This is a genomic window from Streptomyces sp. SAJ15 (assembly GCF_007595705.1).
GTDB lineage: Bacteria > Actinomycetota > Actinomycetes > Streptomycetales > Streptomycetaceae > Streptomyces.
On record NZ_NISY01000008.1, the window covers coordinates 40,961 to 55,442 of the forward strand.

14 protein-coding genes and 4 pseudogenes are annotated in these 14,482 nt (G+C 69.5%); 14 read left to right on the forward strand and 4 right to left on the reverse strand.

The window, feature by feature from the left end:
• Positions 1-49: 49 nt before the first annotated feature.
• Positions 50-616 carry a DM13 domain-containing protein gene (locus CD790_RS20990; protein ID WP_144384861.1) on the reverse strand — a complete coding sequence of 189 codons (567 nt, stop codon included), beginning with the start codon at positions 614-616 and terminating at the stop codon, positions 50-52.
• A 257-nt stretch (positions 617-873) separates the two neighbouring features.
• Here CD790_RS20990 and CD790_RS35995 point away from each other — a divergent pair.
• The 3 genes and pseudogenes from CD790_RS35995 to CD790_RS21005 all read left to right on the forward strand — a co-directional run.
• Positions 874-1,226: pseudogene (locus CD790_RS35995) on the forward strand (hypothetical protein); the annotation flags it as partial.
• 96 nt (positions 1,227-1,322) lie between these two features.
• Positions 1,323-1,998, forward strand: a pseudogene (locus tag CD790_RS36920) (alpha/beta hydrolase); the annotation flags it as partial.
• Positions 1,999-2,488: 490 nt separating this feature from the next.
• Complete coding sequence (locus tag CD790_RS21005) at positions 2,489-3,058, forward strand: carbonic anhydrase (protein ID WP_144384863.1); 570 nt, start codon at positions 2,489-2,491, stop codon at positions 3,056-3,058.
• 579 nt (positions 3,059-3,637) lie between these two features.
• On the opposite strand, the gene CD790_RS21010 is transcribed toward CD790_RS21005, so the two are convergent.
• Positions 3,638-4,516: a PhzF family phenazine biosynthesis isomerase gene (locus CD790_RS21010; protein WP_144384864.1), complete on the reverse strand. Its 879-nt coding sequence runs from the start codon at positions 4,514-4,516 to the stop codon at positions 3,638-3,640.
• A gap of 95 nt (positions 4,517-4,611) precedes the next feature.
• Here CD790_RS21010 and CD790_RS21015 point away from each other — a divergent pair, with 95 nt between their 5' ends.
• The 3 genes from CD790_RS21015 to CD790_RS36925 all read left to right on the forward strand — a co-directional run bounded on the left by CD790_RS21015 (position 4,612) and on the right by CD790_RS36925 (position 6,864).
• On the forward strand, positions 4,612-5,502 hold the full coding sequence (locus tag CD790_RS21015; protein WP_144384865.1) for a LysR family transcriptional regulator: 891 nt from the start codon (positions 4,612-4,614) through the stop codon (positions 5,500-5,502).
• A gap of 278 nt (positions 5,503-5,780) precedes the next feature.
• Positions 5,781-6,227 carry an STAS domain-containing protein gene (locus CD790_RS36000; RefSeq protein WP_260867744.1) on the forward strand — a complete coding sequence of 149 codons (447 nt, stop codon included), beginning with the start codon at positions 5,781-5,783 and terminating at the stop codon, positions 6,225-6,227.
• 67 nt (positions 6,228-6,294) lie between these two features.
• Entirely contained in the window at positions 6,295-6,864 is a 570-nt protein-coding gene (locus tag CD790_RS36925) for a hypothetical protein (RefSeq protein ID WP_399217957.1), read from the forward strand.
• A 241-nt stretch (positions 6,865-7,105) separates the two neighbouring features.
• On the opposite strand, the gene CD790_RS21030 is transcribed toward CD790_RS36925, so the two are convergent.
• On the reverse strand, positions 7,106-7,300 hold the full coding sequence (locus CD790_RS21030) for a hypothetical protein (RefSeq protein WP_144384866.1): 195 nt from the start codon (positions 7,298-7,300) through the stop codon (positions 7,106-7,108).
• Between the two features lie 145 nt (positions 7,301-7,445).
• Here CD790_RS21030 and CD790_RS36930 point away from each other — a divergent pair.
• The 8 genes and pseudogenes from CD790_RS36930 to CD790_RS36010 form a co-directional block, all read left to right on the forward strand.
• A pseudogene (locus CD790_RS36930) lies at positions 7,446-7,640 on the forward strand (transposase); the annotation flags it as partial.
• A gap of 109 nt (positions 7,641-7,749) precedes the next feature.
• Positions 7,750-8,256: a transposase gene (locus CD790_RS36935; RefSeq protein WP_399217959.1), complete on the forward strand. Its 507-nt coding sequence runs from the start codon at positions 7,750-7,752 to the stop codon at positions 8,254-8,256.
• Between the two features lie 257 nt (positions 8,257-8,513).
• On the forward strand, positions 8,514-8,726 hold the full coding sequence (locus tag CD790_RS34740) for a LacI family DNA-binding transcriptional regulator (RefSeq protein ID WP_186319176.1): 213 nt from the start codon (positions 8,514-8,516) through the stop codon (positions 8,724-8,726).
• 112 nt (positions 8,727-8,838) lie between these two features.
• A complete protein-coding gene (locus tag CD790_RS34745) occupies positions 8,839-9,018 on the forward strand; it encodes a hypothetical protein (protein WP_186319177.1) in 180 nt (59 codons plus the stop codon).
• Between the two features lie 626 nt (positions 9,019-9,644).
• The gene (locus CD790_RS21045) at positions 9,645-9,836 is read left to right on the forward strand and encodes a hypothetical protein (RefSeq protein ID WP_144384867.1); all 192 of its coding nucleotides are present in this window, start codon (positions 9,645-9,647) and stop codon (positions 9,834-9,836) included.
• 362 nt (positions 9,837-10,198) lie between these two features.
• Positions 10,199-11,320 (forward strand): SAM-dependent methyltransferase, encoded by a 1,122-nt coding sequence (locus CD790_RS21050; RefSeq protein ID WP_260867745.1) that lies wholly within the window; start codon positions 10,199-10,201, stop codon positions 11,318-11,320.
• On the forward strand, positions 11,320-12,630 hold the full coding sequence (locus CD790_RS21055) for a hypothetical protein (RefSeq protein ID WP_144384869.1): 1,311 nt from the start codon (positions 11,320-11,322) through the stop codon (positions 12,628-12,630). The genes CD790_RS21050 and CD790_RS21055 overlap by 1 nt, the downstream gene beginning before the upstream one ends.
• Positions 12,631-12,643: 13 nt before the next feature.
• Positions 12,644-12,885: pseudogene (locus CD790_RS36010) on the forward strand (aminotransferase); the annotation flags it as partial.
• A 165-nt stretch (positions 12,886-13,050) separates the two neighbouring features.
• Here CD790_RS36010 and CD790_RS21065 read toward each other — a convergent pair.
• A complete protein-coding gene (locus CD790_RS21065) occupies positions 13,051-14,481 on the reverse strand; it encodes a DUF6177 family protein (RefSeq protein WP_144384870.1) in 1,431 nt (476 codons plus the stop codon).
• Position 14,482: the final 1 nt, after the last annotated feature.

Consider the following 14,482-nt stretch of genomic DNA (forward strand, 5'->3'; position numbering starts at 1 on the left):
AACGATCACTCGGCACCCGGGCACGCGGAGCGCGGAGCGAGCCCGTACCTCAGCCGGCGGCCTGGGTGAGGTCGGCCGCGCCGAAGGACACCGAGAACCGCTTGCACCAGATCACGGCGCTGTGGAACGCGGACAGATCCGTGCCGGCGGGGACGGTGTAGTTCTGGTTGCCGATGTTGCCCTTGAGCTTCCCCAACTCCACCGCTCCTTCGCCCAGTCCCGACTCCGCCGCGTCGGCGTCCCGCGGCGAGAGGTAGACCCGTACGTCCGGGCCGTCCGAGGTGTTCAGATCCTCCAGCCGCAACACGCGGCTGCCATCGGTCAGGCGGAGCGTACGGGCGGTGCCGCTGGTGCCGTGCTCATGGGAGACGAAGCCGCCGGTGGCCAACTCCTCCAGCCCGCCGGGAGCCCTGCTGGAACCCGCCGGATCCTTGTGGGCCGCCCCGTCCTCCACCGCCGAACGGGCCGGGGTCGGCAGTGCCTCGTTCACCTCGGTGTCGATGAACGCCTTCCACGGCTGGAAGAGATAGAGCCCCACGCCGGCGACGACCGTCACTGCCAGGAGGACGGGTATGACGACGCGGCGGGAGAGTCGCGTGCGGATGCGGCGGGTCATCGAAAGGCCTCCTGGTGTGCGGGCCGGCCGTGTGGCAGACGCCCGCATCATGCGCCGCCGAGTCGACCGACCGCCAGCTCCGAGGGCTGGTGCGGGATACCCGTAAGACTTCGGTAATCCCGCGTCCCGGTGGCCTTCGCAGTCCTCCCGCCTGCCTGAGCGGCGTGAGCGCTCCTGCACCGCGTCGGTGAACTTCATGACCCCAGCGTCTCGTTGGTGGATATCCGGGATGCCGTCGGCGTCCTCGCCACCCCGCACAGCGCGACAACCCCACCAACGCCGTCGGCTACCACCCGCTCGGGCGGGAGCTGGACGCCGCCCTCGACGACCGTATCGACGTCCTCATCGGCGCGGTCGGCACCGGCAGCGGCCTCTGCCGCATCGGACGCGAGTTGCGCCGGACCGTCCCGGACGTGACGATCGTCAGGGTGGAGGCCAAGGGGCCGATCGCCTTGGGCGGTCCGGCCCACGACTACTACCAGTCGGGTACCGGCACGCCAGAAGGCGCGACCATCGGCGCCCTGGTCGACTTCGACCTGATCGACGAGGGGTCAAGGTAGGCGACACCGAGGCGATCTCCATCGCCACCGACCTGCTCCTGATCGCCGGCGGCCTCAAGTTCTTCGACCGCACCCAGAACATCGGGGTCGGCCTGCCGCGCGGCCTGGACGACACCCCAAGGGCGGCTTCCACGTCACCCTCGTCAGCCGACCCGCGCGTCGCCGCACGTCTGCATCGGGCGATCATCGCCGATCCCGGCCCGATGGACGGCCCCACCGCGCACATCACCGGGCACAAGGGCCAGAAATCCGCGCGCGGCCTCGCGCCGGCCATGACGGGACCGCGGTCGACACACATCCCGCGGTACGCCGTCGCGTTCGGCCTGATGCGACTCGGGCTTCTCACCCCCGACACCGGGCTGAGTCGGACAGGCTGAGGGCGTCAACGCGTTCACCGCCGCCGATCTCGGCAGCGACACCGCATCCGCCTACTGCGCGCGCGACGCGCACCGCATCCCGGTCGAGGACACGGAACAGAACTTCTCCTTCAGCGCCGCCGCGAGCCTTCGCGTCCAGGAGACGGTCAAGGACTCTCCCTCCATCGCCCCGCAGCTGAGGCGCTCCCGGACCCCCGCGATGCTGATGATCGCCGAGTGCTCCTCCCAGGTCCGCCAATGGGCGACCGCTGCCCTTGCCAACGACCCCGCCATCCAGCGCACGCAGTACATGCCCGGCGTTGGACACCACATGTGGAACGGCCTTGACGACAACAACGACCGAGCCGCCGCCGTCATCAGCGCATTCCTTCAGAACAAGCCGGCACCCCTGCCGAACTACCCCACCCGCGCCGAGATCCCCGCCTTCCTTCGCGACCACAAGTGAGACGACCTGCAGCCCGCCACCGGCTCGGCGGGCGAGCGCTCGAACGCTGCTTGAGCTGGCCCAGGTCGCTGACTTGAGCCTCATGCCCGCAGGTTAGCCAACTCACACGGCCGCGACGACTCATCAGCGCGGTCGTCTTCCGAAGCTGACCGCATGCCCCGGCAGAGGATCGCTTCACGCCGCCGCCCGAGCCGGTTCTGTGGGCCGTCTGCGGCAATGTAGTCCGCGCCCGCTTGTGCCTGGTGCGAGGCACCCACACCATGCTGAACCATTGGCCTGGTCAAGACGCAGGGACGTGTCTGAGCGGCATCGAGGGGTACGACCGATGGACAGAGCCGGAGGTCCGGATCGTAGAGCGCTGCTTGCCGGCGGACTGGTGGGTGTCGCGGTCGCGCTTGCGGGGTGCTCATCGACGAGGCCGGCCTCGTCGGCGACCAGCGCTTCGCCGGAAGCGCGGCCCACCATGCCCGCCGCGGCATTCGCGAGGCTGATGGAAGGCAACAAGCGCTGGGTGAGCGGAGACCTTCAACACCCCGACCGGGATCCGAACCGTCGTCAGCTCGTGGCCCAGCAGCAGGAGCCTTTCGGGGCGATCCTCTCGTGCATCGACTCCCGAGTGCCGCCTGAACTCCTCTTCGATACCGGCCTGGGTGACCTTTACGTGATGCGTACCGGCGGGGAGGCGGTCGGCCCGGTGGTCACTGGTTCTGTCGAGTATGGGCCTATGACGAGTGACACCCCCCTCATCGTGGTCCTCGGGCATCAGCGCTGCGGCGCCGTCAAAGCGGCGTACAAGTCCCTTCATGACGGCAAACCACTGCCCGGCAACCTGCAGGCGATCGTCAAGGCCCTGCAGCCGGCGTACGAGCAGGCAGTCAGGGAGGGCGGCGCCGACCCGGTCGAGACCATGGCCCGCGCCCAGGTCAAGTTGACCGCGGCCGACCTGCGCTCCAACCAGGACCTGGCCCCACTCGTGAAAAAGGGCGCCCTTGCCGTGGTCGGCGCCTACTACTCGCTCGACACCGGCAAAGTGGAAGTCCTGGCCGGTGCGCCCTCCTGACCGGTCGGACGAGCCGAACGGGCGTTATCCGGTCGGTGACGGACGAGCGGACCGCTCCCCGAGACGCCCCGAATCAGCTGATAAATAGTGGGCGGGCTGCTCGTCGAATCCCTGATCCGCTGGATCCGGCATCGCCGATACGCTGCCGCGGCCGCCCTCGCGCTTTGGACGGTCACCCCGCCGTTGGCACTGCTCCTCGTCCTGTTCCGAGTAATCCCCTCGCCCCCTGCACCGGCTGCGTCAACTCGACGACCAGCGGTTCCAGCACGAGCGGAGGCGGCGGCCGCCGCTGAGCCGAGGCCGCCGGGCCCGCACCGCCCGGGCCACCAGGTACGAGCGCGTCGGGCTCACGCCGTAGCCGCGGTTCGCCGCCTTCCACGTGGCCTCCGCGAACGGGTCCGCGTCCTTCGGCACGGGAAGACCACGCCATACACCGACGGCGCCGTGAACACCCCGCGCGCCAGCTCCTCGATCCGGTCCCGCTTCCGGTCGTAGATCGACCTCTGGAGCACCATGGCCGGACCGGCTTCGGAGCGGCACCGGAGCGGCACCGGAGGGCGGGTGGGCGACCATCGCCCGCTACCGGGGTATCGGGACCGCCTGGCCGGTGACCCGTACACGGGGGTCGGCGGGGTCGACGTCGACGACGAGGTCGCTGGGGCGGCCCATGTCCTCGCCCTGGCGGACGCGGAGCGTCGTGGGTCGGTGGATCTGGCCGGTCGCCCGCAGGTAGCCGCCCAGCGCGGCGGCGGCCGCCCCGGTGGCCGGATCCTCCACGACGCCCCCCACGGGGAAGGGGTCGCGGGCATGGAAGAGCTGCTCGTTCTCCCGGTGGACCAGTTGCACGGTGGTCCACCCCCGGGACCGCATGATGTCGGCCAGGGCGTCGAAGTCGTAGGAGAGATCGGCCAGTCGCGCGCGGGAGGCCACGGCCACGACGAGGTGGTCGTTGCCGCCGTAGGCGACGTGCGGCGGCAGTGCCGGGTCGAGGTCCGCACGGGCCCAGCCCAGGGCGGCGAGGGCCGCGTCCAGTTCGGCGTCCCCGGCCGGGAGGGAGCGCGTGGGCGCGCTGGTGAGGGTGGCCCGGACGGCGCCCTGCCCGTCGATGGACGTCGTCACCGGGATCTCGCCCACCTCCGTGTCGAACGTCAGCTCGCCGGGACCGAGGCGTTCGGCGAGAGCCACCGCGGTGGCGACGGTGGCGTGACCGCAGAAGGCGACCTCGGCCAGGGGGCTGAAGAACCGTAGCCGAAAGCGTCGCGCCCCGGCGTCGGCCTCGGTGACGAAGGCGGTTTCGGAGTAACCCACCCGGGCGGCGACCTCGAGCATCGCGGCTTCGTCGAGTCGGGTGGCGTCGAGGACGACGCCCGCGGGGTTCCCGCCGGCGGGGTCGGCGGTGAAGGCGGCGTAGCGCAGAACCTCGGGGGCGGAATCACGGGTGAGGACATCGGTGGTCATGCCCCGACTCTCCCTCACCGCAAGGAATCGGCACAAGCGATGGATTCCGATGCGAGGCATCCATGTATCCGATGGCGCCTTCTAAGCTGTGCCTCGTGGACACCCGACTCCTGCGCACCTTCACCACTGTCGTCAGAACCCGGAGCTTCACCGCGACGGCCGCCGAGCTGCACCTCGCCCAGTCGACGGTCACCGCCCAGGTCCAGGCCCTGGAGAAGGAGCTGGGCACCCGGCTCTTCGACCGGCTGCCCCGGGGCGTGGCGGTCACCGAGGCCGGCAGGCGCCTGCTGAGCGAGGCGGAGAGCGTGCTGGACGCGGAGTCACGGCTGCGCGCGGCAGCCGCCGCCGACGGGCCACCCGCCGGCCGGGTCGTCGTCGGAGCGGGCGAGACACTCTGCTCGGCCCGGCTGCCCGCTGTCATCGCCGCCTTGCGCCGGCTCCACCCCGGTCTCGAAGTCGACCTGTCGCCCGCGGGAACCGCCGAGGCCCTCGACGGCCTGCGCGCCGGCCGACTGGACGTCGCGCTGCTGCTGGAAGACGACGTCGACGCTCCCGACATCGACATCGAACGCCTCGCGGACGAACCGTTGGTCCTCGTCTGCGCTCCCCAGCACCCTTTCGTGCGACGAACGCAGCCGGTCACCTGGGAGGAACTCGCGGAAGAGGCCTTCTTCCTCCACGAACAGGGCTGCTCCTACAGCGACCGACTCGCCCACCGCCTGCTGACGGTTCCAGGCGCCCGGACGCGACTCACACGCTTCGGCAGCATCGAGGCCGCTCGTTCATGCGTGGCGGCCGGACTCGGCCTCACCCTGCTCCCCCGCGCCACCGTCGAGGACGCCCTGCGCGCCGGCCGGCTGGACATCGTGCCAGGCCCACCCATCCCCGACGCCCCCGTCCAGCTGGCACGGCACCGCCGACGCTGGGCCTCACCCCGAGTACGGGCGGTGACCGACGAACTCAAGCGACACCTGGCGACCCGGTGACGACGCACATGCGGACTACCGCCCGCACGAATGGACAGAAGGCGACGAAACACATCGTGCAGGCCCACCGCCCCCTGACGTTCTGGCGGTCTTTCGCCCAGGTCAACCAGTTGCCGAGCCAGGGGTGAGCCACAAGCGAGCCACCGGCGAACCACCCGTGGTCTCTGACTTCATTGCGGCGGCCGCCACCGGGTTCAGTACGCCGTCACACTCCGGACAGCCTTGCGCCCTTCGCCCTAAACTGGCCGCCCTCACTCCGCACGGGGGAAGCAATGTCTGTGAGCATCGCCCACGAGCACGTCTCCAGCGGGGTCACCACGGTCACGCTGACCGGTGACTTCGACGTCTATGCCGCACCGGAACTGCGGGAGGTACTCGTCGAGCTGATCAGCCCCGGGCACCAGCACCTCATCATCGATATGGAAGGCGTGGAGTTCTTCGACAGCACCAACTACGGCGTGCTCGTGGGAGCGGTCAAACGCCTCCGGCCTCACGACGGCTGCTTGGTCATGGTCTGCACGTTGTCCACCGCACCCCGCAAGGAGCAGCGCCATGCATCACTCCCACCGTCCCGCCCACCGCCCGACCCGCACGTGCGGCCAGAGCCATTCCCCCTGCGGGCGCTGGAGGAGTCCTTCCTCGCGCTAGTGGCCACGGCCGAGCCGCTGACGCTTCCCGCGCGCCTGGTCTGCAAAGGACCCGGAGCACCCCGTCCTGCCCGTTGACCAGATCCGCATCCGCCTCGCCCACCCCGCCACCGCGCCGGCGCTGCGGGATGAGACCCGGCCTGAGGTGATCCGTCGCGCCCAGCACCTCGGCGCGCCGTGGGACACGGTGGCCGTCGCGATGACCGTGCCGGTGCTCCGCCGGATGCTGGCGCGCCCCGCCCATCTGGAGCGGGCCGAGGTCGAGCAGGAGGCCTTGGCCGCCGTCGCCTGCGCGCTGCGCACGGTGGATGCGAGTGCCTCAGGGGCGGCCCGCGACCTGTTCGCGGGCGCTGACCGGGCGATGCATCGCCTGGCGCGCCCACCGTGCCGCCGCCGAGCAGCACCTGCCCACTCATCTCAGGCGCCGGTTGTTGCGAGCAGTGACGTGACCGGCCATACGGGGCCTTCGCGGCACGGGCACAAGACGCTGATGGAGGAGCTCGGTACGCCCAAGGTGCTGATGGACGAGCGCATGGGACACACGGACAGCTCGGTGTCAGCGAACTACTCACACGTGACCCCGGAGATGCGGGCGAGGCTGCGCGAGCAACTGACGCAGCAGTGGGAGGCCGCGCTGAGCGCACGCCTGGCCCTGTGCCGGACTTCCGCGGTGCCGGTACTGGAGCAGCTGCTGCGGGAGCACGAGGCGGCCTAGAAGGGCCGCATCAAGATCGTCTCCCAGTTCTCTCCCAGAAGGACCTCAACATGAGTCAGGGGCCCATCGCCATGAAGGAGATGGGCCCCTGACCTGCGTTAACACCGTCGGGACGACAGGATTTGAACCTGCGACCCCTTGACCCCCAGCCGTGCGCCAAATCTCCTCTTACGCTCCACTTTTAGAAACTCTCGCTTCTGAAATGTCGTGAGGCCCTTTACGACGCCGTTCGCCGCGGACGTCAAGTGCCACACGGAACGGGCGTCAATGGGCGTGATCGATTGCAGGCGAAGAGTGTGGCCAGTATGTGGTCCGGTGCATTGGGCAGCACGGCGATCGTCATGCCGGTATCCCCCGCGGCGTGCACCCCGTCGGGCCGGAAGACAGCCAGGCCGTCGTCGGCGATGAGCACGGCAAGCCCGGCGGCCAGGTCCATTGGGTGGGTGACCGCAGCCGCCGCAGCTCCGTCGTGCTGATCTGCGCCACCGGCTCACGCTCGCGGTCCATGGGGACTTCCAAGTGCACCGGCAGGCGTTCTACTAAGACCGTGTCCTATGTGGTGAGGCGGGCGTTGACCGGTCATGGGGCGGGGTACGTGGGACTGGATCGTGCCGGATGGACTGTGGGAGATCGCGAAGCCGCTGATCCCACCGTCGAAGGTCCGGCCACAGGGCGGTGGGACGCAGGACACGCCTGACGAGACGGTGTTCGCCGCGATCATCTACGTGCTGGTCAGCGGCTGTGCCTGGCGGACTCTGCCGCCGTGCTTCGGCATATCGAAGTCGACCGCCCATCGCCGGTTCCTGATCTGGTCGCGCGCCGGCGTGTGGGGGAAGGCTGCACGAGGCGGTCCTGCACCGGCTCGACGACGCGGGTCTGATCGACGTGACCCGCGTCGTCCTGGACTCCGCCCATGTACGGGCGAAAAAGGGGGCGAACTCACAGGCCCGTCGCCCGTGGACCGGGGCAAGCCGGGTTCCAAGATGCACGTCCTGTCGGACCAGAACGGGCTGCCCCTCGTCGTCGGCATCTCCGCCGCCAACACCCACGACAGCGAAGCCCTTGGTGACCGGTCACCAAACGAGACACGACCCCCACCGCGGCCGCCACTTCAAACCCCAGCGCCTGCACGCGGACAAGGCATACGACGTTCCCCATCTGCGGAAAAGGCTCCGCGGCAAGCGCATCGGCGTCCGCATTGCACGCAAGGGCATCGAGTCCAGCGAACGCCTCGGCCGCCGCAGGTGGGTGATCGAGCGCACCATGTCGTGGCTGACCGGCTACCGCCGACTCTCGCCCCGCTACGAACGCGATCCCCGCAACTACCTGGCATTCCTCGGACTTGCCGCCGCAATCTGCTGCTACAAGCGACTCGTCCGCCTCACCACATAGGACACGGTCTTAGTGCGGTTGGGTCCTTTCGAGTCGAGCACCAGCTGCACGAACTCGAAATCGGGCGAGCTGCTGCGCTGCCCGCCGAAGGACGATTCGTACTGCAACATCGGCGCGCCGGAGTGGCTGACGCGCCTAGCGGCAAACCACCTGGCAGGGGCTGAGAGCCCTTTCCGTGCGCTTGTCACCAGCGCCGGTATGTGTTCCGTGGGCGTGGCCCGGTCGGCGGCGGGGCTCGGCGGAAGGGGCCGACGCTGGTGGACGTGGCCAAGGGCGCTGGGGTGTCTGCGGGCACGGTGTCGAATGTGCTGAACCGGCCGGAGAAAGTGTCGGAGGGCACGAGGGTGCGGGTGGAGAAGGTCGTCGCCGAGCTGGGTTTCGTTCGGCGGACCGGGACGACCGGAGACGGCGTGCACTGGCGCCGGTCCGGCTTCTCCGCGTGGTTCTTCGAACCCGCCGCGTCGGGCTGATACCCGCCGAAGGCTCCGTATCCACGGCGGCCGGTGCCTGTGTCGGCTGCCCCGTGGTCAGGGCTGCCGGTACGGGGTCTGAATGCCGAGGGGCGGGACGGAAGCGTGCTGGGTGCCGATCAAGGATGGACTGACGCGGCACGGCCTGCGGCATGGGCACAAGACCCTGATGGAGGAGCTGGGTACCCCCAAGGTGCCGATGCACGAACGCATGGGACACACGGACAGCTCGGTGTCGGCGAACTACTCGCACGTCACGGACGAGTGCGGGCGCGACTGTGTGAGCAGTTGACGGACATATGGGAAGCGACGCTCACCGCGCGACGCAGGTGGGTCCGTCCCCCGTTCCGCGCTGCGGACTTCCCCCATAATCGCGACACCCTGGCAACGGCTTCCTCCGACAGCCCCGTCCCCCGCATCAGGTCGACAATCGACCGCATGTGCTCCACCAGCGCAGCCCCCTGGCTCCAGGAGTCACGGTGGCCAGTTGGCGGAACCGGGAAGGGGGCCGCCCTCTCCGTGCACGCGGCACAGCCCCTCACCCATCCCCCATGAGGAGGAGATCAGCGACTTACGTGGCGCGGTAGTTCCGAGGACCGACATCAACCGACCCGCGTCTTCGGAAGACGCACCGACAACGTCACCTCAGGTCACAGTGGGAGGGTCAAGGCTTTTCGCCTCACCATTCCATTGACGGCACGGAGCCCGATCGCGCTGCCTAGCGGGCTCACTCCCATAGATCCCAAAGAGCGTGCACTCGATTTCGACCCGTCACCTTCGTCCGCGCGCCTAGGGAAATCCCAAACACCGTGCACCGAGCGTCGCGTAGGCCCGCTCTTCTACTGTCCTTCCTGACGCCGGGGATCGCGTGACTCGCTCGCGCTCTTGGAGATCCCCCTGATCTCAGGAAGGAAGCACGTGCAGCAGAAGTCGATGTACGTGATCATCGCGGTCCTCGTAGCGCTGGTTGCCGCTCTCGCCGGCAGCCTCGTAGCCGTCGTGGAGGGAGGGCGACCCACGGTGGCCTTCAGGACCGGGGTGACGACCTTCGCCGGTGCCCTGACGCTCGTTCTCGGGGTCATGGTCTGCCTGGGCGTGGTGGGCTCATGAGCGACGTCGAAACCCTTCGAGGGGGTACACGTGACGAGGACCCCGCCGCGTTCAGGGCCTTCGCGGAGGTGCGCCAACACCGCGCACGTCTTTCACGTCTGATGAACGCCCACGACGCGGCCCGGCTCGTCCTCGGGCTGCTCTACCTGAGCCGGGTCGCGCACACCGTCAGGGCCGGTGTTCCCACGTGGTCGTGGCTGCTGAGAGAGGCTGCTGAGAGTGGGTCGCAGATCGGACCTTCCGTGAGCACGTGCCTTGCCCACTGGCTCCCCGCGACCGACGCCAGAGGCGACGACACGGGTGTGAGGGACTTGATGCCCGTTCCGCCTCGCGGCACCGACGACGCGCTACGTGGTCTCATCTTGGCGATCAGCTCCGTCCAACAGGTCGGGACGCTACTCGACCAGTGCCTGCGTGACCTCTCGGCCGAGCAGGCACGCGGAAGCCACTACTTCACGCCCGGCGACATGGCCCGTCTCATGGTCGGCGCCGTATCGCCTCAGGACGGTCACAGCGTGCTGGACCCCGTATGCGGTTCAGGTGGGCTGTTGGTCGAGAGTCACCGCTACGTCAGGGAACGCGTCGGGCTGAACCCGGCCATGTCCTTGCAGGGAAGGGATCACCACGCCCATACCTCGCAGGTCGCCCGCATGAACTTCGCCGTGCGGGGCATCGAGGCCCGTGTCTTCCCGCCGGGGGACAGTCTTGTCACACCGGAGCCCGATCGGCACGACATCGTCCTGGCCAACCTTCCCTTCAACCAGCACGACTGGGCACGGGAGCGCCAGCTCACCCAGCAGAATCGGCACATCCCCGCCGACCCCCGGTGGCCGGAGGAACCTCCGCCCAGGGGATCCGCCAACTCCGCGTGGATCCTGCACATCGCCCACGCCCTGGCTCCGCAGGGCCGAGCAGCCTTTCTGATGGCCGACAGCGTGGCCAAGAGCCCTCAGCCCGCCACACGGAGACTGCGCGAACGGCTGCTGCGAGCCGACCTCGTCGAGTGCGTGATCGCGCTGCCGCCCCGTGTGTTCGGCCATACCGAGGCCACCGCCTGCCTGTGGGTGCTGAACAGGGACAAGAGCGCACGCCCCGGCTGGGGCAGCGTCGACCGCCGCGATCAAGTGCTGTTCATCAACGCGCGGCGGGCCTTCGAACCCGTCCCGGGGTCGAGGGCACGGAGGCTGGGAAACAGACACGCTGAGTCGATCCTCACCACCCTGGCGACCTGGCGGGGCATCGCGGAGAACCGCGCGACCACCACGTCCTACCGCGATGAGCCGGGCTGGTCCCGAAGCTGCTCGACCGAGGAAATCACCCGCCGCAAGCACGACCTCATGCCCACCTCGTACGCCGTGGAGCCGCCAGGTCCCGAACGCGACACACGGAGCCGGATCGACCAACTCAAGCTTGAGCTGGTCGAGAAGCTCAACCAAGCCCATGCCCTCGAAGCGCGGCTGCTGGACGCCCTGGAGGAGATCTGATGGACACGACGGCCCACCAGGACGGCTCCAGTACCGCGGGGTGGCAGAGGACCACCATCGCCGAGTTCCCGAAGGGGTCCATGTACACCACCTCCGGCGTCCTCGAAGACAACGCTCCCGATCAGACAGGCATCGTCAGCTCGACCTACGTCAGGGACGGGAAGATTCATTCATCGCAGACCGGCAAGCTCGCGCCGGGGGACTCGCGCCCCAACCGGGCAACCCTCAAGGAGGGCGACCTGGCCGTCGTGCTCGTCAGGCGGACTGGCGACGCCGCCTTCGTCACCGCCGAGCACGAGGGTTGGACCGCGACCAGGTCGATCGGCATCATCCGCGCGGACCCGCACGTCGTGAGGTGGCTTCGTATCTGGCTGCAGACGCCCACAGCGAAGGCACGGATAGACGAGGACGTCACGGCACACGTCGAGCCCACGGTGAGCCTCGACACGCTCCGTCGCATGCCCTTCCCGCTTCCGCCGCCGGACACCATCACCAAGTACCACACGGCCTTCAGTCTCATCGAGGAAAAGATCGACCTCCACCAGGAGGCCGCGCGAAAGGCAGTGGAGCTGGCCGACGCGATCCACGACGACTGGTCCACCGCGAGTCCGGTCTGGGAAACACGACTGCTCGGCGAAGTCGCCAAGGCGAAAACGGGCAAAGGTTCCGCGCGCTCGCTCCCGCGTGGAAAGAAAGGACCCGGCGCCGACGCGATCACCCCGACCGATCTCTTCGACCTCCTGGTGCCCTACGTGGAGAGGTTCCGCCTGAGCAGCCCCGCGGATGCCGCAGAAGCGTGGCCTCCCGGCACCTTCATGTTGAGCACCCGCCCCGACGGCGCGCACATCGCCGTGACGCAACGCCCGGCGTCACCCACCAGAGGTGTCGTGGCGGTGCGACCTGCGGACGAGAAGGACGGCTGGTGGCTGCTCCACGAGCTGAGGAGTCGGAGCAACGGCGTCGCGCAGGTGGCTCAGGGCCGAAACGCCCGGGAGATCTCCGCACGCGCCCTGTCGCGCCTGAGCATCGTCTGGCCCGACTCAACCACCCGCGGCGACTTCCACACCCTGACCGGCCCGCTGCACGCCATGGCAAGGCAACTGGTCTCCGAGAGCGCGACCCTGCACGACCTCAAGGACGCGCTCCTGCGCGACATCTCGGCAAAGGCCGGCATTCTTCTGAAGCAGGAGGCAGAGCCCGGCGAAGAGCGCGTACACCCGCCTCAGCCCTCGATGGCCCCTACACCGCGCGAGGCCACGACCGGCCATGAGCCCGGATGGTCCCCGGAGAATCGACGAGCACCTGAGTGAGAACGGTAGAGACATGAACGCCAGGCCGCTGCTGAACCGAAGGCTGGACGGACCTCGGGGCGACGATCTTCGCGGAGATGTCGGCGCTGGCGACCGCGACAGGCGCGATCAACCTGGGCCAGGGCGTTCCCGACACCGACGGGCCCGAGGAGATCCGCGAGGCCGCCGTCCGCGGGACGGGAAGGGCAACCAGTACCCGCCCGGCCCGGGTATCCTGGGAACTGCGCGCCGCGATCTCCGACCACCAACAACCCTTCGGTGATGGAGCGGACGAGGCGAGCGATCTCGTCGTGGGACATGCGGCCACCAGGACTTCTGGCGACGACCTCCGCGCGGGCGCGACGGGCCTGGGTCTCGGTGATCCTCGGTACCGCAGCCGCCCGCGCTACATTCCTTGCCGCGGGAGCACCGCTGGGCCTGTCACTGCGCGCGGAGGTGCCGCACGAGCTGTTCCAAGGCGGTCCAGGCGGTGCCTGAGGTGCCGTCGCCGAGCTGGTAGTAGAAGCCGGGGCGTGCCGGGGGGCCGAGTTCGATGGGCCTGGTGGGCAGTGGTGTGTGGCGGGCGTGGGTGGGGCCGATGTCGTGGGCGTCCTCGGGGCCCAAGGCGAAGGCGACGGGGATCGGTGGCGGCTCGAAGTGTGCGGGGGCGGTCAGGTCCCGGCGGGCGGAGCGCACCTGGGCGAGCATCGATACCAGGCGGTCTTCGCGTATGAGGCGGTCGGTGAGGGTGGGGAGCTCGTCCAGGGGCGGGGTCTCGTCCTGGTTGTAGCCGACGGCCAGGGTCATGTTCTCCTCCACGCCGCCCGTGGTGCGCGAGACGGTGAGGGTGGCGATGGCGGGCCGGGAGTCGGGGGCGCCGACGACGACCGTCCAGGTGGGGTCGGGTGACCTGGTGTGGGCGAAGTCGGTGAGCTGACGGCGGGACCAGGGGAGGGAGGTGGGTTCGGCCGTGCCCCAACCGGCGGGCGGAGCGCCGGTCAGGGTCCGCAACGCCGTCTCCAGGGCGCCGCCGAGTACGAGTTGGTGTTCGGCCGGGTGGCGGGCGCGGAGAGAGAGCAGGAGTTGGCGCTCCCCTGTGGTCGCGAACTCCGTGAAGGTCTTGGCTACGGGGGTTCCGTCCTCCGGCGCGTCGTCGGGTGCGTCCACGGGGGTGAAGGCGCCGTCGCGCCAGTGCAGTACGGCGCCCGACAGTCCGTCGTAGTAGCCGCCCGTGCCGTCCTGGACCACCCAGCGGGACGGCGTCCCCGTGAGCAGTGACCTGGTGGGCAGGGTGAGCCGGGCGTGGCTGGGGGTGACGATCTGCAGTCCACGGTCGCTGGCGAGGGCCGCGGCCAGGGCGTCGGAGAGCCAGGTGGTCATGGCGATGACGGGCCGGTCCTGGATGGCGACCGCGACGCGGTCGGTCAGCACGTCGACGGCGGGCTGTGCGGCGGCGGGTGCGGGGGCCGCGGTGATGCCCGCCGTGGGGACGGGGGCTCCGACGCCCGTTGCCGGGACCGCGTCCGGTGGCCAGACGGTGCCCCCCAGGAGGTGCGCGAGGCGTCCGGCGAAGACTCCAGCGAGCTGTTCGGCTTCCTTGACGGCGGTGGACGCGCGGGCCTCGGTCCACCACACGGGGCCGTCCTGGGCGGGCGCTTCGGGACCGAGCAGCCGGGCGGCCTCGCCGGGCACCCGTGCCAGGAACGGGGTCTCGACCGACAGCAGCGGCCGCCCCTGCTCGTCGCAGAGCTGGATGACGGCGTCGTCGCCCGCGCGCTGTACGTGCAGGTCCGGGCCTCCGGCGAGCAGCCCGGCCAGGATGATCCAGGGGTCCGGCATCCGCTTGGTGAGAACGATCACGTCCTTCGTCATG

What these genes read in the sequence shown, in the direction of transcription:
- CD790_RS20990 (WP_144384861.1), bottom strand. Translation starts at nt 616, where the DNA reads ATGACCCGCCGCATCCGCACGCGACTCTCCCGCCGCGTCGTCATACCC.
- CD790_RS21005 (WP_144384863.1), top strand. Translation starts at nt 2,489, where the DNA reads ATGGAAGGCAACAAGCGCTGGGTGAGCGGAGACCTTCAACACCCCGAC.
- CD790_RS21010 (WP_144384864.1), bottom strand. Translation starts at nt 4,516, where the DNA reads ATGACCACCGATGTCCTCACCCGTGATTCCGCCCCCGAGGTTCTGCGC.
- CD790_RS21030 (WP_144384866.1), bottom strand. Translation starts at nt 7,300, where the DNA reads ATGGACCTGGCCGCCGGGCTTGCCGTGCTCATCGCCGACGACGGCCTG.
- CD790_RS21055 (WP_144384869.1), top strand. Translation starts at nt 11,320, where the DNA reads ATGGACACGACGGCCCACCAGGACGGCTCCAGTACCGCGGGGTGGCAG.
- CD790_RS21065 (WP_144384870.1), bottom strand. Translation starts at nt 14,481, where the DNA reads ATGACGAAGGACGTGATCGTTCTCACCAAGCGGATGCCGGACCCCTGG.